The following is a 19,563-nucleotide window of genomic DNA, read 5'->3' as shown; positions in this document are numbered from 1 at the left end:
CGGTTATACCGCCTCGACCCGGCGCGCGTCCCGAAAGTCGGGATGCGAATTGCCGCAAGAAGCTGTTTTACGGGCTTGCATGAACGGGCCTGTCGCTCTAGCGATGGGCCAATCATCATTAGACCTATTTAATCAGGATCAGATCATGCGCTTGTCCCCTATTGTTCTTCTTTCGCTTTGCGCCCTGCCCCTGTCGCTTCCGGCAACATCCATTCCGGCGCTGGCCCAGCAAACCCAGACCGCCCCGACAGATGACCCTCTTGCACCGGCAGTGGCCGCGCTTGACAAGGGCGATGTGAAAGCGGCCGCGAAAGGGTTCGAAGACGCGTGGAATGCCGGCAATGCCGATGCAGGGTTCTATCTGGGCCGATTCTACGAATTGGGTCTGGGCACCGCCAAGAACCCCGCCCGCGCGACCGAGTTCTATCGCGCCGCTGCCGAGAAGGGGTCCGCCGAGGCCCAGAACCGTCTGGGCCTGATGTATCTCGACGGGCGCGGCGTGGTGCGCGATTACAAAGAGGGCGCAAGGCTGGTCTGCGCGGCCGCCGACCAAGGCGATGCGAATGGCGCGTTCAATTGCGGTGTCGTCTATATGAACGGGCGCGGCATGGCCAAGGATGAGGCCAAAGCCGTGGCAGAATGGACCAAAGCCGCCGATCAGGGCCATATCGCCGCCCGCAACCTTCTGGGCCTTGCGCTGAAAAACGGCACCGGCATCAAGGCCGATCCCGCCAAGGCCGTGGCGCTGTTCCAGAAGACCGCCGATCAGGGCAATGCGCTGGGGCTGTACGAGATGGCGCTGGCCTATCAGAGCGGCACCGGCATCACCGAAGATCTGGGCGAGGCCTATGTCTACGCCAATCTGGCAGCCGCACGGAACCATCCCGACGCAGCGAAGCTGCGTGACCAGCTGGAAGAAAAGCTCTCGGCAGAAGATCTTGCCAAGGCGCAGGAAGAGGCCCGCACCAAGATGGACGCCCTGCGCGCAGGCACCGCGGCCAAAGCCAATCCCTGAGCCGCGCGCCAGATCAGGAAAACACATGGGCTTGCCACAGGCCCATGTGCTATGCTTTGGGATATGATGACCCCCGCAGGCCGTGACGTGAAAGCCCGTGCTTTCCCTTCCCGCGCCTGCGCCGCGACTGCCCGCATGGAGTGCGACATGACCGCCGCCGCGATACAGCAGCCCCGCTCCCGCTTGCGCCCTTGCGCGGGCAGTTGGCTGGTGGCAGGGCTTCTGGCGGGCGCAATCGGGGGGCTTGCCGCGGACAGGAGCGCGGCACAGACCGAACCGGCGGGCTTCCGGCTGTGCAATGAAACACTGGATGTCTTCAGCGCGGCATTCGGCCAGTCCCGCGACGATCTCTTTGAAACGAAAGGCTGGTGGGTGATCGGGCCGGGCCAATGCGCGCAGCTGACCGACCAGCCGTTACATGCGCGGTTTGTCTATGTGCTGGCCACCGACCCGTTCGGAAAGGTGCTGGTCGAGGGAGCCACCCCGATGTGCGCCGCACCGCAACAATTCGACATCCGCGGTGAGAGCGACTGCCTTGCACGGGGCTATCTCGAAGCGCGCTATCTGGAAGTCGATACGAAAGAGGAAAGAGGCTTTACGCTCTCTGTCTATCCCGATGCGCCGTAATCACCCTATCGACACGCCCCCCAAGAAAGAAGCGGCGCGCAGGCTGCCGGGCGGCCCCAGCTTGGTTATGACATGCCTGGGGGTGGGCTTGGCTTCGGGCTTCGGCCTTGGTGCAGGGCAGGCAATGGCACAGGACGCCCCCGCCGAAATCTGGGATGCGCTGGTGGTCGACCTGACGCAAAACGGGGCGGGCCTGCCCCAGAGTGCCGCGCAGGCCCTGACCACTGCCGGTGCCACCCGCACAACCGTGGCCCGCGCGCCGGATCAGGCGGCAATCGCCACAGCGCTGGGGCAGGCGCATCAGGCAGGGCGCGGAATGGTGGTGGCGGTCTATGGCGATATGGCACAAAGCGGCGCGCGGCTGACCGAAAGCGCCCTGCGCAACCTGATCATCCAGAGTGGCCTGTCACAGACCGTGCTGCTGAGCGGTAATTGTGCGCAGGCCTCCGGTGCCCCTGCCGCTCCGCGCACCCTGCCACGATCGGACCGGATCCGGCTGATTGCCAGCGCCGCGCCGGGCGAGACCTGCCCCGACGGCGGAGACCGGCTGTTTGCGCGGCTGCAACAGGCCGGTGATCTGGCCTCCGCACAACCGGTTTCGGCCTATTTCGCGGGCTTCTGGAGCGATGCGGCCCCCGATGCGCCGGATCTGATGCTGACACCGGTTGCCCAAACGGCCCCTGCCACGGTGCAGATCTCGGCTCCGGCCCCCGAGGACAGCAGCGCCGCCCCCCTGCCCGCCGCATTCCGTTACGCCCCCCCGCAAGGCGCGGATCTGACGCAGGTGCCCGACGAGACACTGGCCGCCATTCCGACCGCAAAAGGTCTGCCCCAGCCTTCGGTCATTCTGGGGCTGATCGGCCCTGCCTTCCTGACACCCACGCCCGAAGATGGCACCCAAGCGCGGGATCTCGCCAGCCGGATCGCCCTGCGTCAGGACAATCCCGAGACCTATCGGGCGCTGGTCAATGAAGGTGCCTTCGACCCGCCCGCCGCACAGATGGCCCGCGCGATCCAGACCGAACTCGCACGCATGGGCTGTTACCGTCAAAGCATCGATGGCAAATGGGGTGCGGGCTCGCGCGCGGCCGTGCGCGGCTATTTCAACGAGCGTGACGACACAAGCGAAGCCGTCACCGAAGACGCCGCAGCCGCCCTCTATCGCCAGATCATTCTGGCCCCCGATGTGGCCTGCCCCGCGCCGAAAACCGTCGTCAGGGAAGAGAAACCGCGCACATCGCCTGTCCGCCAAACGCCCCAGCGCACCGCGCCCCCGCCTGCCGCGCCGAAAGAAGATACACCCGTCATCAAGAAGCTGCGGCTGATGAACGGGGTGTACAAATGAGCCCTAAAGACGGGATCGACCCCGCGTTCCGTGCCGCAAATGCGCGCGCGCGCGCGCGCCGGCGCGCACGGATTGCACGGCGTCTGCTCCTTGGCGCAGCCGCTCTGGCGCTTGGGGCCGGTGCGCTGGCATGGTGGTGGCAGCCTTCCCCCGAGACGCGCCAGACTGCACCCCTTGAGGGGCCCGCACCCCCCCGCCCCCTTGCGGCACAAACGGGCGCGATATCGGAAGATCAGGATCTGGCGATGGTCGAAGACCCGCCCGCCCCGCCTGACACAGCCACCAAACCCGACCCGTTCGTGGCGCTATTGAACCTGCCACGCGATCCGCTGATGCTATGGCTGCCGCAACCCGATGCGCAGACCGAGCGCACCCTTGCCACGCGGGCCGAGGACGGCCTGCCAGCCGCGCGGCTGCAAGGAAGCTTGGCGCTGCATCTGTCGCAGGCGCGGCTGGCGGTCGATAGTGACCGGCTCCAGCTCAACCCGCCCTCCAGCCCCGAAGATTTCGCCCTGTATCAGGCCCGCCGCAATCGTGCGCTGGCCCAAAGACGCTCTGCCCCCTTCCGGCCTGCCGCCAACCGTTTGGCCATCATTGCCCGTCCGCAGGCCCAACGCCGCGCGCTGTTTCAGGACCAGATCCTGCTGGCACGGCGCGAGGCATCGGGGGCGGGTTTGCTGGAACAGGCGGGGTTTTCGCAGGCCGGTGCACAAGCCGTCATGCGCCAGCTTGCGCCGCTCTCCACCGCACGGACAGACGCAGCGCCCGACACAGGGAGCGACGCAAATACCGGCGCAAAGACATCTGCGCTGCCGGCAAAATCGGTCATGGCGCTGCGGCTGGAACCTTCGACAGCCACAACCAAGGCCAACCAGCTTCGGCAGGTCTCGCTTTATGGCCCCGAAGGGTATCGCGGCAGTCTGGCACAGGTCGGGTCTGGCAGATGGGTCCGCGCGGCCAATCCGTGGGACGGCATGGAGCTGCCCGCACGCGCGGCCAAAGCCTTCCGCACGGAAAACGCCCCGCCGCTTTTGCTGGATGCGCTTTACACAACCGCATTGCAAAGCGGGTTGTCCCAAAGCGTGGCGGGCAATCTGGTGGCCATGGTGGCGCAGCGCTTCAGTCTGGACAGGCGCGCCCAGCCCGAGGAGAAGATCACACTGCTAAGGGTGACGGGTGCGGCAGAACAGGGGGGCGCGCTGGGGCAGATCCTTTATGTCGGGCTGCCTGCCGAAACCGCCGGCCACGCGCCGCGCCAGTGCTATGTTGTCGAAGAGGCGGGGGAATGGGCCTGTGCCGGTGCCGCCACCCCCTTGGCAAACGGGGCCCTGCCGCCTGCCGGAACGGACCCGTCCGCAAGCGGCCCTGCGGACGAGGATGATCAGGCGATCCGGACCCTGATCGCCCGCATCATCCATGTCGAAAGCGGCGGGCAGGCCAATGCGCGCAATCCGCGGTCCAGCGCGCTTGGTCCGGGGCAGTTCATCATCTCGACATGGCTGCGGATGATTTCGCAATATCACCCCGAACTGATGCAAACCCTGACCCGTGACGAGGTGCTGGCGCTGCGCACCGATCCGGTTCTGTCCGTCGAGATGGTCTATGCCCTGACCCGCGAGAACCGCCGTTATCTGGCTGCAAACGGCATTCCGATCACAGCGGGACGGCTGTATCTGGCGCATTTTCTAGGACCGCAGGGCGCGGTACAGGCGCTGCGGGCCGATCCCGATGCGCTGGTGAGTACGGTGATGGGGGCGAATGTCGTGTCGGCCAACCCGTTCCTGACAGGGCGCAGCATAGCCGACCTGCAGATCTGGGCGGAACGCAAGGTTGGCGGAAAGAGCACGGCATCGCTGCCGCTGGCCAGCACACAAAGCCCCGCCACCCGCGCCTATCGCCGCGCCATCGACACGATACTGGCGCGGGCAGACGCGGGCTGAGCGACCTCAGGCCGCGACCTTGGCGGCCTTCATCGCCTTTTCCATGAAGGTCTTACGGCGTTGGAAACGGTCTTGCGGCACGCCCAGCCAGTTCATCCGTTTCACGATCTCCGCCCCGAACGCCGCCAGATCGTTAGCAGCCACATGCTTTTGCAGGAATTTGCGTGATCTGGGATCATAATCCCCGCGGAATTTCAGATCGACCAGCATCTCCTTGATGGCCCCATGCAGCTTGCCCCAATTAACCGCGCCATAGGTGGCGACCGTGTCGGCCTTGCTACAGATGCGCATCACAACAGCTTCTGTCTCGGCATAGCTGATATCAAACAGAACCTTCTGGCCCTGCTGGGAAATCTCGAATTTCTCCAGCTTGTTATCGGTGATGAATTTCTCGGCCTGCGCGCCCGATTTTCCCGCAGCCCCCGCGATAAGCGTGGCGTTTTCGGTGCTGACACCTGCGCGCTTCAGATCGGCCATGATCTTCGTTTTGGTCTTTTCTTTCATGTCATAGCCGCGCCCGATCGTAAGGCCCGACGCACTGCTGGGCACATGCAGCCTGCGCGAATGGTAATACCCCCCCTCGGTGCCTTCGGAATTCCATGTCAGCGACCCTTTGGTCGGCGCGATCTGCACATTGGAAAGCGGTTGAACATCAGCCATAAAGAAATCCTTGTTTGTAAAGTAAAAGGGGAAAAGACGCCCCGCGCGCCGGAGGAAGATCTCCACCCCTATCACGCACGCAGGGCATCACATCAGGGCGCCTCGACCATATCGGTCAGGAAGGCCGTGCGTGCCTCGGTCATCTTGATGCGGCAAGAGGCCACAAACACACCATAGCCCGAGCCACCGCGCGAATAGTAATTTTCCAGCGCACATTGCTGGTCACGATAGGCCAGCCAGCCGGGTTCGGCGACTTCCAGCATTGCCGCCAGTCCCGGCTCCTCGGCATTGTTGTTTTCCAGTGCCTTCGTATAGGCCGCCTGCAGCTTGGCCTCGGCCTCGGTCAGGGCTTTGTCATAGCACTGGTTCATCTCGGCCTGCGTCTTGGCGCTGGCACAGTCTTCGTCGACATCGGCATGCGCCGCGACCGGCCCCATGAGCGGCAGCGCCAGAAGCGCCGTCATCATCAGCCAAGAACTAGACAATTTCATATGCAAAGGCTCCGTCTTTCATCGCGATGGTCACGCGGGAAATATCCTCGCCCGAGACCATCCGGCGCAGCACCTCGCGCGAGAGTTCGGGCAAAATCGTGTTGGTGATGATATTGTCGATCATCCGCCCGCCCGAATCCGGGTCACGGCATTCCGAGACAATATGCGCGATCACGTCACCGGTATAGGACAGCTCTGCATCATGGGCGGATTTCAGCCGTTTTTCAACCGCTTGCAGCTTGAGCTTGGTGATACCACCCAGCACCTCCTGCGAGAGCGGCAGATAGGGGATGGTCACGATGCGGCCCAGAAGCGCAGGCGGGAAGACCGTCAGCTGATGCGGGCGCAGGGCCTCGGTTACCTGATCGAGGTCAGGAATTTTGCGTCCCTCATCGGCCATCTCCATGATCACCTCGGTGCCGACATTCGAGGTCAGCAGGATCAGCGTATTGCGGAAATTGATCGCACGGCCATTGCCGTCTTCCATCACGCCCTTGTCGAACACTTGGAAGAACAGCTCATGCACATCGGGGTGGGCCTTCTCGATCTCGTCAAGCAGCACCACCGAATAGGGCTTGCGGCGCACGGCCTCCGTCAGCCGGCCACCCTCGCCATAGCCCACATATCCGGGAGGCGCGCCTTTCAGCAGGCTGACCGTATGGGCCTCCTGAAATTCGGACATATTGATGGTGATCATGTTCTGCGCGCCACCGTAAAGCGCCTCGGCCAGCGCCACGGCGGTTTCGGTTTTACCGACCCCCGAGGGGCCTGCCAACATGAAGACCCCCAGCGGCTTTTCGGGGTTGGCAAGCCCTGCCCGCGCGGTCTCGATCCGGCGCGCGATGGCCCCCAAAGCGTGGTCCTGCCCGATCACGCGGTCCTTTAGCGTGTCCTGCAGCGTCAGCACGGCCTCAAGCTGGTCGCGCACCATGCGCCCCGTCGGGATGCCCGTCCAGTCAGAGACCACCTGCGCCACGGTCTGCGCATCGACATGGGCAAAGACCATGCGGTTTTCGGGGTCTTCGGCCTCAAGCTCGGCCAGCTGCGCCAGCATATCGGCCCGCAGTTGGGCGGGGTCGTCCTGTACCTGCAGCGCATCCGTTTCAGGGGCCGGCCCCTCCGCCGCTTCGGCGGGTTCCAGAACCGGCTCGGGGGCAGGTGCGCCTTCCGCAATCTTCGCCCGTAGCGCAATGATCTGGTCCACAAGCTTTTTCTGCGTGGCAAAACGCGCCTCTAGCGTGGCAAGGCTTGCCTCGGCCTCGGCACGTTCGGCCTGCGCCTCGGCAATGCGGGCCGAGCCATCCTCGCCCAGATCACCCGAGGCCTCTTTCGCGCCGATCTCGGTGTCCAGCGCGCGGATCTTGGCCTGAAGATCGGCAATACGCGCAGGCGTCGAGGCCTGCGAGACGGCCACCCGCGCACAGGCGGTATCCAAAAGCGACACGGCTTTATCGGGCAGCTGACGCGCAGGGATATAGCGCTGCGACAGTTCAACCGCGGCCACCACCGCCTCGTCGGAAATACGCACGCCATGATGGCTTTCCATCGGTGCCAGCACGCCGCGCAACATGGTGCAGCAGGTGGCGACGTCGGGCTCGTCCACCGTCACCGGCTGGAAGCGGCGGGTCAGCGCGGGGTCTTTCTCGAAATACTGGCGGTATTCGGCCCAAGTGGTGGCGGCAATCGTGCGCAGGGTGCCGCGCGCCAGCGCCGGTTTCAGCAGGTTGGCGGCATCGCCGGTGCCCGCCTGCCCGCCTGCGCCGATCAGCGTATGGGCCTCGTCGATAAAGAGGATGATCGGCACGGGCGAGGCCTGCACCTCGTCGATCACCGCCTTCAGGCGCTGCTCGAATTCGCCCTTCATCGAGGCCCCCGCCTGCATCGCCTGAATATCCAGCATGTAAAGCCGCGTGCCCTTCAGCGCGGGCGGCACCTCGCCGCGTGCCAGTGCCTGCGCGAAACCTTCCACCACGGCGGTCTTGCCCACACCGGCCTCGCCGGTCAGGATCGGGTTGTTCTGGCGGCGGCGCAACAGCGCATCGGTGATCTGGCGGATCTCGTCATCACGGCCCACCACCGGATCAAGACGCCCCGCTTCCGCCTCTGCCGTCAGATCCTGCGCAAAACGCCCCAAAGCCGTCTGCCCCTTGCCCGAGGCGGTCGAGGCTGCATCGCCGCCTGCCACCAGCCCCGAGCCGTCCATCGGGCGCATGTCCTCTTCATCCGAACCGGCCCAGAGGCTGCGCGCCTCGGAAGCCACCTGCTCGGGCGGGATCTGCGCAAAGACCGACGACAGCGAGATCAACTGCCGTTTCAGCGTGGGGTCCGACAAAAGGGCCACCAGCACATGGCCGGTGCGGATCTGCGCCTCGGCGAAAAACAGCGTCGCATAGGTCCAGGCATGGTTCAGCGCATCGGCCAGAAATTCCGAAATCCCCGGAATGGTGGTCACATTGCGGTCCATCTCGGACAGGATACGGTCGAGGTCCTTGAGCGCGCGTCCACGATCCAGCCCCAAACCCGTCAGCGTCAGGGACAGATCGCTTTGCTGGTTGGACAGCGAGGCAAAGACCCAATGTGCCAGATCGACATGGCGATGCCCTTCCGAACGCGCCTGCCGCATCCCTTGCAAGAAGGCATCATAGCCCACGCGGTTCATCTTGCCGGCATAGGTTTCAATGGTGATTTCTGTCATCAAAAGGGCTTTCGTCTGGAACTGGAAATGTAAGAAAGGGGGCGCGGCCTATGCCGCGATCCCTTGGGGTCGGGGCGGCGTCTGATCGCCGTCGGGAAGGCTGAGCGTGTAGCGCGTGGCATGGACCTGCTGCTCGGGACGGCCCGGATCGGGGGCGATGCACGCCATCCAGCCGATCCGCGTCGACTGCCCCAGCACCGCAGGCATGATCTGCGGTTTGGGCAACCAGAGCGCCACATCCACCTCGGTCACAACGCCCAGATACCAGCGCACGAGGTCACGCAACTCGGCATGCCCCTGTGCGCCGGGCAACATATGGTTGAACTGCACCATATCCGGCACATGCAGATGGATGGTGATCTTCTCTCCGATCGAGCGCACTTGCGCCCCCAGATGCAGATTGCGCCCGAGCCCCGCACATTGCAGCCCCAGCGCACTGCGCGCCTCGGGTTCGATGCGCAGCCATGTCGGCACCATCTCTTCAACCTCGACACGCAGGCCCGCGCCGAAATGCACCGACAGCATCTGGCGCAGCTTGACGGGGCTTTTCACACGCCCGATCGCAAAAGGCGCAAGATAGGCACGGCTAGTGGCGGGCAGCGCCTGATCGGGGTAGCTGTCGGGGGTCGCGGTGCCGGTAAAGGCCTGCAGGAACGCGGTAAATCTGTCGTCGCGATGATCGAACTGGGTGATCGCGCGCGCATCCGACCAGACGCGGAAAAACAGCTCCTGAAAGCGGGCCGCGAAAATATCGGTAAAGGCGGCAAAACTGCCATCGCCGCTTTCGAACCAGCGCAGCACCTCTTCGGTCCAGTTCAGCGGCAGCGCCCCGAAGGCCCCGAAGAACCCCAGAAACTGCGCCCGCACCGAGGGCACCTGCCCGCGCTCGCCCATCCGCGCCAGATCCTGCGCGGGGAAGCTCAGGAACGGATCCTGCCCCAGCCGCACAAGCGACTGTTTGAGCCGCGTATTCCGCCCGATACGGGGCCGACCTGCGGGGGCCTCGCGCTCGATCCGGCGCAGCGCCGCCAGCAATCCCCTGCCCACCGCCCGCGCCATTTCACCCTCGCGGCGTGCCAGCACGGTGCTGGCCTGCGACACCGCACTGCGCGTGGTGTCCAGAACAGGGGCGGTCTCGGCGCTCACAATAAGGGCCCCCGTCCGGTGCGCGGGGGGAAGGTCAGGATGTGACCGCGCTGGCGGGTCTCGATCCTGACTTGGGTGAAGGCATTGACCGCCGCATATTCGGCCAGAAACCGGTCCAGCACCGCGCCAATCAGAATGGGACCGGAGCCTTCGTAATCATCGTCATTGAAGGTCAGCGTGACTTCCAGTCCCCGCGCGGCATGGAAGCCATCGGCCATCGCCACGGTGCGGGTAATCGGGCGTGTGGCAAGATGGGTCACCCCTGCCACGGCGGCCCGTGCGGCCGGATCGGCATGATTGGCAAACACCGAAAGGATCTCGCGCAGCGCCGCCGCCCCATCCTCGCGCCCCTGCCCGCTCAGCCCGAACTGGTTGAGCGACAGGAAAGAGATCAGCCGCCAGTAGACATGCCCCTCCTGACCGCGCACCCCCGCCAGCGTCGCGTCCTGCGCCAGCGGATAGCGCGGCGCCGACGGGCCCGAGCGCACGCCCAAGGTGACGGACTGGTCATCGTTCAGCGTAAAATCATCACGGCTTTCGGCAATCGGCAGGCTTTCGGCCAGATGGCGGTTCGAGGCCAAAGCCTTGACCTGCAGGCGCTGCACCTCTTCCTGTCCGGGCGGTTCATAGATCGAGATGAAGGTCTCGGTCCCGCGATACTGCGACCGCTGCATCCCCAGACGGCGCTCCTTCGCCGTCAGACGGCGCTGTTTACGGCGGGAGGTGTAGTAATAGCTCTGGCGCGGGTCGGTGCCGCCTTCGGGCTGGGCGTAAAGCGGCAGCACATCGGCCTTGCTTTGCAGGCTGGCAAAATGCGCCTGCACCCCCGTAATCGCATGGATCTCGTAATGCGTCATCGGCGTCGAATTGGGCATGACGACAAATTCGCTATGGCGCTCGTCCACCCGCACGGTCGAGGCCATTTCCTCGAAGAGATTCACCGCAGGCACGCAGTGCAGCGCCAGATCGCGCCGCCCCAGCCGTTGGGCAAGACGGCCATTGGGCTGGTCGAATTCGAAGATCACCTGAAGCTCCGAGCCCGGCAGACGCTTGAGATAGGCCGCCAGCCCCGTAAGGCGCAGATTGAGGAATTTGCGCGGAAAAATGAAGAACTCGCGCAGCAGCGCATAGCCGTCAAAAAGGCGGTCATGATGCGGCAGCAGCCGTTCGTCCAGATCGAAGCCCCCCTGCTCCAGCGCCTCTTTCGGCAGGCGGGCAAAGCAGGCATCGCCGTTGCCATCAAGCCAGCGCAGACTGGTGCGGGTCGTATCGGCCAGAAGCTGTTCATAAAGCGCGCAGGCCTCGGCCATCGGGCCGGTCAGATGCAGGTCCAGCCGGTCCATCGCAAGTTCCGCCAAAGGCGCGGAGCCGTCTGTCAGACCATTCGTGCCAACCCGTGCCAGATCCAGCACAAGCCCCGCACGGGTGTCGGAATGCGGCTCCTGCCCCAAGGCTCCGATCGGCCCTGCCCCGCCGTGATAGGTCACTCCCGTCAGGGCGATCGGCCAGATGGTCAGCGGCGCGGCCAGCGTGAAGCGGCAGGCAATGCGACGGTCGGCATCACGGAAGCGGGCATCCATATAGGCCCCGGGCGCAAAGCGCAGCCCCTCGGTAATCGCCGAAGCATCCGCGGGAATGCTGGCCTCGGCCAGCAGCACCGAGGGCACAGGGGCCAGCGCCTGCGGGAAAATCTGCTCCAGCAGCGTTTCGGTGAATGTCTTGAACTCTTCATCGATCTTCAGCTGCACCCGTGCCGCCAAAAAGGCAGAGCCTTCCAGCAGCCCCGCAACCGTCGGGTCCAGATTTTCGGCCAGCAGGCCGCCCAGGCGGTCCGCAAGGCCGGGATAATCGGCGGCAAATTCCGCCGTGCGTTCCTTCAGCAGCGCCAGTTCGCGGTTATAGGCATCACGGAACGCGCGGTTCATGCTTTCACCCTGAGCGTCGACATCTTCATATTGCCCGATCCGAGATCGACCTCGGCATCGAAATCGACCGGAATATCGACAGGATCCCCCGCCATCTCGGCCTCGACCGAAATGGACAGCCGCTGGCGGGCATTGCCATCGGGCTCCACCACGCGCACATGCAGGCTTTCGGCCAGAAGGCGCGGCTCGTGGCGCAGAAGGCTTTCACGAATGGATTGCACAAGATCCTGCCGCTGCAATTCGGCCAGCGACACGGAAGACAGGTCGCGAAACCCGTAATTCAGGATCGAATCGGCCACATAGGGGGCGTCGTCCAGATCCTGTGCGGCATCCAGACGGATCGTGTTGAGGAGCGCGTCGAGATCGCTTTTGAGATGGCGACGCAACTGATCGGCAGACACCCCTTCGCGGCGGGGCTTCGAACGCTGGGTCACCTCAACCTCGCCGCCCTGCGCCGGACCGTTGGCACGACGGGCATCATGTTCCTCGAAGGCCGAGCGGAACACCTGAAAGATCGAGATTTTGGCGCGTTCATGTCCGTTCCAGTGTTTGAAACCGGATTTCGGCTGCGCTGGATCACGGGCGGCCATCACACGTCCCCTTCGCACAGTCCGGCCCACCCCAGAAGGCCTGCCAGAGCGTCAGAAAGCGGAAGCCGGACAAGCCGGCTCCCGCAGTGATCTGGATCACAGATCCGAATGGGCGGATTAGGCCGACCACTCGATGTTTTCTGCGATTTCCCAACCGGCTGCGCTTTCCGGACCTGCGCCACCATCTTCTTCCTGCATGGTGTAGGTCACTTGGAAGGCGCGGAAGTTCAGGGTCAGCGTCTCTTGAACGCGGTCCAGACCATCCTTGGTGCCACCGGTGAGGTAGGACGTGATCATCACGTCTTTGAGGTCGATTTTCAGGTAGTCCACCGGTGCGGTGCCGCCCGATTTACGCACGACCAGCTGACCGCCGGTGATGTGCTCGCCCGAGCAGCAGCGCTTGATCAGGTCGTGGGTTGCCGCATCGACGTATTTGGTGATGGTAATGTCTTGAACATCGACTTTACCGCCGCCGCCACCGTGGCCTTGGTGGGTGGTGCCGGATTGGCTCAGGCCCCAGTTCCACGACAGGACGTCGATCCAGTCTTTGTGTTTGTCATCATGGGACTCGCCCTTGATGTTGTTTTCGAGTTTCAAAAAGCAATCAATTGCCATAGCGCGGTCTCCTAGTTTGCTGCGCTTTCAGAAAAACTTGGTTTTGTGCGATGCTTACTTCCCTGCCGGCAGCTTCGATACCAGCGACATGCCGATATCCATGCCTTCCAGCTGGAAGTGAGGCCGAAGGTAGAACTTACCCTGGTAATAGCCGGGGTTGAGCTCGTCTTCGACGACCTCCACCTTTGCACCTGCCAGCGGTTTACGGGCTTTTTCAAGCTCGCTCGCGCTTTCAGGATTGCCCGAAACATATTTGTTGATCCAGGCCTGCAGCTGTTTTTGCAGCTGAAGCTGGTCGGGGCTTGTCCCGATTTTATCGCGCACCATCACCTTCAGGTAATGGCTAAACCGAGACACAGCAAAGATGTAGGGAATGCGCGAAGACATATTGTCGGAGGCTGTTGCAAGGTCATCGACATAGGTCTTCGGACGATAGAGCGATTGCGCACCGATAAAGGCGGCCTTGTCGGTATGCTGACGATGGATCAGCCCGATCAGACCGGCTTTCGACAGCTCGCCCTCGCGACGATCGGTGATCGACACTTCGGTCGGACATTTCATGTCCTTCGAGCCGTCCCCGGTGTCAAACAGATGGGTCGGCAGGTTTGCCACTTCGCCACCCGAAGTCACACCACGAATACGCACCGTCCAACCGTATTCCTTGAAGGCGCGGTTGATATTGGTCGCCATCGCATGGGCCGCGTTCATCCAGGCATATTTCTTGCCGTCATGACCGTCAGTTTCTTCTTCGAAATTGAACTCTTCAACAACTGAATTGGAGTTCGGGCCATAGGGCTCGCGCGCCAGAACACGGGGGGCCACCAGCGCGAGAAAGCGCGAATTCTCGCTGTCACGCAGGCTGTTCCACTGTGCATATTCGGGGGTCTCGAAGACCTCGGACAGATCCGGCGGGGTGCCGATCTCGTTCCAGCTATCAAGACCCAGAAGCTCGGGGGCCGTGCCAGAGATGAAGGGCGCAAGGGCGGCCTCCGAAATCTTGCCCAGCGAATTGAGCAGATTCACATCCGGCGAGGAATGATCGAAGTAGTAATCCCCGATCAGACAGCCGAAGGGCTTGCCGCCCAGCGTGCCGAGATTTTGCTCGTAAACCGCATTGAACAGCGGCGACTTGTCCCATTTTGCACCCGGATAGCGGCGCATCATCGCCTGCAGTTCCGGTTTGGACATGTTCAGGACCTTCACCCGCAGCGAGGCATCGGTTTCGGAATTATTGACCGTATAGGCCAGACCGCGCCATGCGGACTCGATCTTCTGGAACTCTTCCGCATGCATGATCTCGTTGACCTGATTGCTCAGCTGCTCGTCGAGCTTGGCAATCATCGCATCCAGCGTATCAACCACATCTTCCGAGATCAGATCCTGCGAAAGAAGCGCCTCACGCGCAAGCGCACCCACTGCATTATCCACCTCGCGCGCGGCCACTTCGCTGCGCGGTTTGATGGTCTGCTTGAGGATGTCGGAGAACTCCGAGAGCTCGTCAAGAGCTGCGGCGGGCTGGCCGCCTTGGGCCTGAAGGGAATCAGTCATTGCGCGTCATCTCCGGATTTTGCGTCCGCTTCGGCAGCCTCGCGCTCTGCACGATCTGCCAGCGCGGCCAGAAGTTCGGGGTCTTCGAGAAGGCGCTGGATATGCTCTTGCGCCTTGGGTTTCGCGGCAAGATAGCGCTGCAGGTTGGCCAGTTGCTCGCGCGCCTGCAACAGCTTGTTCAGTGCCGGAACCTGACGGGCGATCGCAGCCGGTTCGAGATCGTCCATTTTCTCGAATTGCAGATTTACGCCCATGCGGTCGGTGGAGTTCGGGTCCAGAGTGTTCTTGACGACGAAGCTGACGCCCGGTTTGACCGAGCCCATATAGTCATCAAGCGTCGCGCTGGTCACATCCGAGAAGCCACGATCTTCAACAGCAGGTTTTTCCACGCCGGGATTGTTGCCTGACAGATCAGACATCACCCCCATGACAAACGGCAACTCGACCATTTTCTCGCTGTCGTAGGGATCCTGATACTGAATTTGAACGCGCGGCGGACGGTTGCGCTTTACAAAATTGGAACCAGAATCTGAAGCCATGGAAAACCAACTCCTTGATAATTAATTAATGTAGTGAGTAAGAACCCCGAGAGGCGTTTCTTGTCAATCTCTGTTTAGGCAGACAGCATGAAGTTTCTGCGAAAAATTTGATTTGAAACGTATAATTTCCTACCCGTCTGCTTTTTTCGTTAGAAATTCCTTCAGGATTCCCTGAAAGTCCCGTCCTATATAGCTTGCCGCTCGGGCAAGGAGTAGGGGCACGGGGCTCGATTTTTCGCTTCGGCGGAAATACGCCTCGACAGCCGCAATGGCTTCGGCGGCTTTCTGCCCATCCAGGATATCGGCCACGGCAGGCAGGGGCGGCTTTTTCTCGGCCACCGCCGTCTCGGGCAATGTGGCGCTGAGTTTTTGCAGCCTTGCACTATCGAGCACGAAGCCCGTTGCCGGACCAAAATCGATATGCGCCTCGGACAGACGGTTGGGCATCAGGGTCTCGATGGCCTCCAGAAGCGATTTCCCAATCAGCAGCCGCGCCTGCGTTACCAGAACCAGCGCCGCCGATGAGGGTTCGGACTGGCGGTAATATTGCTCGACCTTCTCGAGAACCGCCCGCGCATGGTCATGGCTTTCCACCCGTGGCCCCGCCGCAGGGTTGACGGGCGCGGACGGAACCGGTTGTGGTGCCGGATCGGCGATCTCCGGCGCGGGCTCCGCTGCCGCCTGCGCGATGTCCTGATCGGCGCGGCGCACCATTCCCGGACGGGCATGGGCCAGAACATCGTAAATCTGCGTCAGCACCGCCGTCAGCGGCGTTAATCCCAGCGTGATCGGATGGCTGCCGCGCAGGCTGGCCGCGCTGATTTCCGCAATGGCGGCCAACACCCGATCCACGGCATCCGCGATTTTTTCGACGCGCGAGGCCTGACCGGCATCGGCCAGCAGCGATGTCATGGCCTCGCCATCCAGATCCTGTTCGTTCTGCAACGCGGTCAGCTCTCCCGAGGCCACGCGCAACTTGCGCAAAGTGACCTCGGTCGAGCCGGTCAAACCGGCAAATTGCAGCGCCTGCACCATCGTCACCGGCGCCGCCAGATCATTCAGCGCCTCGCGCCGTTCGCTTGGCCCGTCCTGCATCGAGGGGTGCAGATCGTCGCCGAAAGTCTTCATCAGGGCGGCGATTGTCTCGAAGGTCTCGGGCAGATCCAGCAAACGACCGGCCAGCGCCTGCCATTGCGCGCGCAGCACCAGAAGCCGCAGGTCGCGGCTGCGCGCCAGCAATGTGTCGATCTGTTTCAGCTCGGCGGCCAGATCCACTTCCGAGGGGTCGAAAACCCGATCCGGCGACAAACTGCCATCGGGCCGCGAGACACCGGGCACAAAGTAACGATCCGGCAACCGGCCAAGCGCGCCGAAATAATACTCGTCGTAATCCGGATCCATCAACGCGCTCAGATCGGCACCGCAAGGGGCCTCTGCACTGACGGGGGTCAGCAGCTTTTCCATATTCATGATCGCTCTCCCAGAATAGAGTTGCGGACCGGATGGCCAAGACCCGCCTTAGCCATGATCGCTATGAGCCTGCGCATAGGCCTGCGCGAAAGCCTCCAGAAAGACATCCAGCATTCCGTTCTCGCCACTTGCCGCACGTTTGTCCCAGCGGGACACATATTCATCCCATGCCCGCCCCTTGCGCGCCCCCGGCAGGATGCCCCCCTGCAATCCCTCTTCCACCTCTTCGGGCGAGAGATCCTTGAGCACGGCGCTCAGCGCGGGCTGCAAGGCCGCAAAAATGGCCTGCTGGTGGCGCTGGATATCCCGCAGCGCCGCCCCCACACCTTCGGCACCGCTCTGGAAACCGTCACGCGGCTGCAAGAAGAGCGCCGTCACCGCCTCATCCACATTCGGGATGAATTTCAGCGGGTTATTCCCGCTTGCGGCACGCATGGTGCGCTCTCCGGAGCGGGTGAACTGTTTGACATGCGCGCGTTCGCGCAAAATGGCCATGATCAGCGCGGTCGACACCTGACTGGCCTCGCCAAGGCTGCGCGCCAAGGCCAGCGGATCGGTTGTTTTGGCAAGCTCCGGGTCAAGCCCTGCGCCTTCACAGAAGGCCTGCAGAATATCCTGCCCCTGATCGCGGGGCGGCGCTTCGGCACTGCGCTGCGGCACGAAAGGCCGCGGTTCGGGCGCATTGGGCGGGCCACCCTGCGGACCGGCACCGGACATGAATTCCGGTGGCGAAAGCGGCGGGATCGGATCGGGGCGCGGTGCCGCCCCCTCCGGGCCTTGCGGGAAGGCCGGCATGGGCATGGGCGCGGGCGCGGGCCAGCCTTGCGGCTGCGCCTGCGGTGCAGGAGACGCGAGCGGCACGAAGCCGCCCAGAGACTGGTCGATATCGCCCGAACGCGATGCGGGCGCCAAAGGCGTGGCCGCAACGGCCGGTGCGAAACCGAAATCCCAAGGGTCATCCGACGCTGGCGCTGCGGGTTCGGCGGCGGGCATCGCATGGCCCGTAGAGGGCGGCAGCGCCGCGCCCTGTTCCTGCACCACGATGACATAGCGCCCGACCAGAAAGCGCTCGCCTGCCCGTAGCGGGTGCGGTGCCTGCAGACGATGCGACTGCCCCTGCAGATAGGTGCCGTTGGTGGACATGTCGATCAGCCAATACTGCCCGTTTTCCATCCGCAACGTGAAGTGATGGCCGGAAATCAGGCGCGAGGGGTCGGGCAGCACCCAATCCATCGCATTGCGCCGCCCCACATGCAGCTCACGGCCATCCAGCGGCAGGGAAACCGGTCCGCCAGTGTCAAGATGATCGACATTCTCGAGAGTTAGGATCAGGGTCATCGGGTTTGAACAGCTTTAACAAAACAGGGGCGAAAGACGGACAGGGGCCGGGCCATGGCGTCAATGTGCCGCAAAAAGGCGCGCGGCCTCGTCAATGATCTTCGCAAGCAGGATCGGGCGGTCGCGCAGATCCTGCATGGCAACGGCAGACAGGATGGCGGCATTGATCGCCTGCGGCATCCGGTGGCTGGGGACGGGGGCCGGATCATTGGGCGCGATGGCACCGCCCGACCAGCCGACAGCCAGACCCAGATAGACCGCCGGACTGCGCACCGGCGCAAAAAGCGCGCTTTGCATCACCCGCCAGCGGTTAGTCGCATCCGACGAGCGCGTCCAATCGGCCACCAGCGCCAGAATGGCGCGGTCCGGCGCGGTGGGCTCGGGCAGGGTCCGGCGCAGGCACTCATAGGCCCACCAGACCACCAGATGGGGCACCGCCGCAAACGCCGTATAAATCACGGCCTCTTCCGGCGTGGTCGAGCCGCGCAGCCGCAACAGGAAATTCAATCCGGTTTCCTCGGCTCCGGGCCGAAGCTGGGTCATCCGTGTAAGATAGGGTTCGGCCCCGTAGAGTTCGGCAGGGGTATCAAAGCGCAAGAAACGGATGGGCGGCTGGGTTTTATCCGACATTTCGTCTTCAGAACGGAACGGTTCGGGCAGATCCATCGGGGTATCCATCAAATCCAAGGCAACCGGACCTGCACCACGACAGGACCAGACGGCCACCTCTCAATAAAGCCTAGCAATCGCCGCGAACCCTAAAAGCAAGCTCGCCACATAGCAAGTGCCCCCGACGGCCGTCGCGTGACCCGCGACACAGCGCCCCGCCCCCGCGCGGATCATCCCGCCATGACCGGCGTCTTGGCTTCGGCATGCAAAACCACCAGAGCCGCCGCCCGTGCATCCTCGCCCGCATCGTGATGCACGAAACTCAGCCCCAGATGGTCTTTCAGCGAGGCAAGCCCGTGCCCGCCCCGTCCCTTGAGCTGCGGCCAGGCCTTACGCGCCACGATCACACTGTCGCGCCATTCCCAATCAGGCGCGGGCAACTGCGCCTGCAGACTGGCCCGTCCGATGGCACTCCGGTCGAAACCGGAATGCTGATAGATCACAAGCCCCTGTAACGCGGGTCGCAAGATCTCGATCACCTGCGCGAAAGACGGCGCCCCGAGAACGGTCTGGGCCGTAATCCCGTGCACCCAGCTGCACGACCAGTCCGCCGTTGCCGGATCGATATAACAGGACCATGTCTCGATCTTATTGGCAGGGGCCACACCCGGATGCACGAAGGCCAGCCCGATCTGGCAGATACTGCTGCGATCACGGTTCGCCGTCTCCACATCCAGAGCGACAAAACGGAAACCGCCCTGCGGCAAGGGCGGCATAAAGGGATCTGATGGGACATGTATCATAACCGCCTTAGAACCCATAAAATCCAAGCGCGCAAGCATGGGCGGCATGGCTCCCGTCATACGGGAATTCCCGAAAGACCCGAAATAACGTGCCGTCACTCGGCGCGCATATATCCGCTTACGCGACGGTTGCAAGGCAGTTGTGGGCCTGCCAGCCCTGCAGAAAAATGCTAGCATCTTTAGTGATCCGTCCACGCGCGATCACAT

The 19,563-nt window shown here is 63.2% G+C and carries 17 protein-coding genes; 4 read left to right on the top strand and 13 right to left on the bottom strand.

The window, feature by feature from the left end; all coding sequences use genetic code 11:
- Positions 1-145 precede the first annotated feature (145 nt).
- From WDB88_RS14365 to WDB88_RS14350, 4 genes are all read left to right on the top strand, one after another.
- The gene (locus WDB88_RS14365) at positions 146-1,015 is read left to right on the top strand and encodes a tetratricopeptide repeat protein (protein WP_330647218.1); all 870 of its coding nucleotides are present in this window, start codon (positions 146-148) and stop codon (positions 1,013-1,015) included.
- Between the two features lie 147 nt (positions 1,016-1,162).
- On the top strand, positions 1,163-1,642 hold the full coding sequence (locus WDB88_RS14360; RefSeq protein ID WP_339109791.1) for a DUF1036 domain-containing protein: 480 nt from the start codon (positions 1,163-1,165) through the stop codon (positions 1,640-1,642).
- 67 nt (positions 1,643-1,709) lie between these two features.
- The gene (locus tag WDB88_RS14355; protein WP_339109802.1) at positions 1,710-2,987 is read left to right on the top strand and encodes a hypothetical protein; all 1,278 of its coding nucleotides are present in this window, start codon (positions 1,710-1,712) and stop codon (positions 2,985-2,987) included.
- Positions 2,984-4,927: a hypothetical protein gene (locus WDB88_RS14350; protein ID WP_339109790.1), complete on the top strand. Its 1,944-nt coding sequence runs from the start codon at positions 2,984-2,986 to the stop codon at positions 4,925-4,927. The genes WDB88_RS14355 and WDB88_RS14350 overlap by 4 nt, the downstream gene beginning before the upstream one ends.
- A gap of 6 nt (positions 4,928-4,933) precedes the next feature.
- On the opposite strand, the gene WDB88_RS14345 is transcribed toward WDB88_RS14350, so the two are convergent.
- From WDB88_RS14345 to WDB88_RS14285, 13 genes are all read right to left on the bottom strand, one after another.
- A complete protein-coding gene (locus WDB88_RS14345) occupies positions 4,934-5,587 on the bottom strand; it encodes a hypothetical protein (protein WP_330647221.1) in 654 nt (217 codons plus the stop codon).
- A 92-nt stretch (positions 5,588-5,679) separates the two neighbouring features.
- On the bottom strand, positions 5,680-6,078 hold the full coding sequence (locus tag WDB88_RS14340; protein ID WP_339109788.1) for a lysozyme inhibitor LprI family protein: 399 nt from the start codon (positions 6,076-6,078) through the stop codon (positions 5,680-5,682).
- Entirely contained in the window at positions 6,065-8,773 is a 2,709-nt protein-coding gene (gene tssH, locus WDB88_RS14335; protein ID WP_330647223.1) for a type VI secretion system ATPase TssH, read from the bottom strand. The genes WDB88_RS14340 and tssH overlap by 14 nt, the downstream gene beginning before the upstream one ends.
- Before the next feature lie 48 nt (positions 8,774-8,821).
- Positions 8,822-9,919: a type VI secretion system baseplate subunit TssG gene (tssG, locus tag WDB88_RS14330; protein WP_339109787.1), complete on the bottom strand. Its 1,098-nt coding sequence runs from the start codon at positions 9,917-9,919 to the stop codon at positions 8,822-8,824.
- On the bottom strand, positions 9,916-11,844 hold the full coding sequence (tssF, locus tag WDB88_RS14325) for a type VI secretion system baseplate subunit TssF (RefSeq protein WP_339109786.1): 1,929 nt from the start codon (positions 11,842-11,844) through the stop codon (positions 9,916-9,918). The genes tssG and tssF overlap by 4 nt, the downstream gene beginning before the upstream one ends.
- Positions 11,841-12,434: a type VI secretion system baseplate subunit TssE gene (gene tssE, locus WDB88_RS14320; RefSeq protein ID WP_330647226.1), complete on the bottom strand. Its 594-nt coding sequence runs from the start codon at positions 12,432-12,434 to the stop codon at positions 11,841-11,843. Before tssE ends, tssF begins: the two co-directional genes overlap by 4 nt.
- Positions 12,435-12,551: 117 nt before the next feature.
- Entirely contained in the window at positions 12,552-13,049 is a 498-nt protein-coding gene (locus WDB88_RS14315; protein WP_330647227.1) for a type VI secretion system tube protein Hcp, read from the bottom strand.
- A 54-nt stretch (positions 13,050-13,103) separates the two neighbouring features.
- Positions 13,104-14,597 (bottom strand): type VI secretion system contractile sheath large subunit, encoded by a 1,494-nt coding sequence (gene tssC, locus WDB88_RS14310; RefSeq protein ID WP_330647228.1) that lies wholly within the window; start codon positions 14,595-14,597, stop codon positions 13,104-13,106.
- A complete protein-coding gene (gene tssB / locus WDB88_RS14305; protein ID WP_330647229.1) occupies positions 14,594-15,136 on the bottom strand; it encodes a type VI secretion system contractile sheath small subunit in 543 nt (180 codons plus the stop codon). Before tssB ends, tssC begins: the two co-directional genes overlap by 4 nt.
- 129 nt (positions 15,137-15,265) lie before the next feature.
- A complete protein-coding gene (locus WDB88_RS14300) occupies positions 15,266-16,606 on the bottom strand; it encodes a type VI secretion system ImpA family N-terminal domain-containing protein (RefSeq protein ID WP_339109785.1) in 1,341 nt (446 codons plus the stop codon).
- A 48-nt stretch (positions 16,607-16,654) separates the two neighbouring features.
- Complete coding sequence (tagH, locus tag WDB88_RS14295; RefSeq protein ID WP_339109784.1) at positions 16,655-17,944, bottom strand: type VI secretion system-associated FHA domain protein TagH; 1,290 nt, start codon at positions 17,942-17,944, stop codon at positions 16,655-16,657.
- Positions 17,945-18,004: 60 nt separating this feature from the next.
- Complete coding sequence (locus tag WDB88_RS14290; protein ID WP_339109783.1) at positions 18,005-18,610, bottom strand: hypothetical protein; 606 nt, start codon at positions 18,608-18,610, stop codon at positions 18,005-18,007.
- A 173-nt stretch (positions 18,611-18,783) separates the two neighbouring features.
- Complete coding sequence (locus WDB88_RS14285; RefSeq protein ID WP_339109782.1) at positions 18,784-19,329, bottom strand: exonuclease domain-containing protein; 546 nt, start codon at positions 19,327-19,329, stop codon at positions 18,784-18,786.
- Between the last annotated feature and the right edge of the window lie 234 nt (positions 19,330-19,563).

The sequence above is a fragment of the Thioclava sp. GXIMD4216 genome, from assembly GCF_037949285.1.
In the GTDB taxonomy this organism is placed as follows: domain Bacteria; phylum Pseudomonadota; class Alphaproteobacteria; order Rhodobacterales; family Rhodobacteraceae; genus Thioclava; species Thioclava litoralis.
This window is presented reverse-complemented; position numbering and strand designations above follow the sequence as displayed.

Excerpts from the sequence above, each read along its gene's own strand:
- WDB88_RS14365 (WP_330647218.1), top strand. The coding sequence starts at position 146 with ATGCGCTTGTCCCCTATTGTTCTTCTTTCGCTTTGCGCCCTGCCCCTG.
- WDB88_RS14360 (WP_339109791.1), top strand. The coding sequence starts at position 1,163 with ATGACCGCCGCCGCGATACAGCAGCCCCGCTCCCGCTTGCGCCCTTGC.
- WDB88_RS14355 (WP_339109802.1), top strand. The coding sequence starts at position 1,710 with ATGACATGCCTGGGGGTGGGCTTGGCTTCGGGCTTCGGCCTTGGTGCA.
- WDB88_RS14350 (WP_339109790.1), top strand. The coding sequence starts at position 2,984 with ATGAGCCCTAAAGACGGGATCGACCCCGCGTTCCGTGCCGCAAATGCG.
- WDB88_RS14345 (WP_330647221.1), bottom strand. The coding sequence starts at position 5,587 with ATGGCTGATGTTCAACCGCTTTCCAATGTGCAGATCGCGCCGACCAAA.
- WDB88_RS14340 (WP_339109788.1), bottom strand. The coding sequence starts at position 6,078 with ATGAAATTGTCTAGTTCTTGGCTGATGATGACGGCGCTTCTGGCGCTG.
- tssH (WP_330647223.1), bottom strand. The coding sequence starts at position 8,773 with ATGACAGAAATCACCATTGAAACCTATGCCGGCAAGATGAACCGCGTG.
- tssF (WP_339109786.1), bottom strand. The coding sequence starts at position 11,844 with ATGAACCGCGCGTTCCGTGATGCCTATAACCGCGAACTGGCGCTGCTG.
- tssE (WP_330647226.1), bottom strand. The coding sequence starts at position 12,434 with ATGGCCGCCCGTGATCCAGCGCAGCCGAAATCCGGTTTCAAACACTGG.
- WDB88_RS14315 (WP_330647227.1), bottom strand. The coding sequence starts at position 13,049 with ATGGCAATTGATTGCTTTTTGAAACTCGAAAACAACATCAAGGGCGAG.
- tssC (WP_330647228.1), bottom strand. The coding sequence starts at position 14,597 with ATGACTGATTCCCTTCAGGCCCAAGGCGGCCAGCCCGCCGCAGCTCTT.
- tssB (WP_330647229.1), bottom strand. The coding sequence starts at position 15,136 with ATGGCTTCAGATTCTGGTTCCAATTTTGTAAAGCGCAACCGTCCGCCG.
- WDB88_RS14300 (WP_339109785.1), bottom strand. The coding sequence starts at position 16,606 with ATGAATATGGAAAAGCTGCTGACCCCCGTCAGTGCAGAGGCCCCTTGC.
- tagH (WP_339109784.1), bottom strand. The coding sequence starts at position 17,944 with ATGACCCTGATCCTAACTCTCGAGAATGTCGATCATCTTGACACTGGC.
- WDB88_RS14290 (WP_339109783.1), bottom strand. The coding sequence starts at position 18,610 with ATGGATCTGCCCGAACCGTTCCGTTCTGAAGACGAAATGTCGGATAAA.
- WDB88_RS14285 (WP_339109782.1), bottom strand. The coding sequence starts at position 19,329 with ATGCCGCCCTTGCCGCAGGGCGGTTTCCGTTTTGTCGCTCTGGATGTG.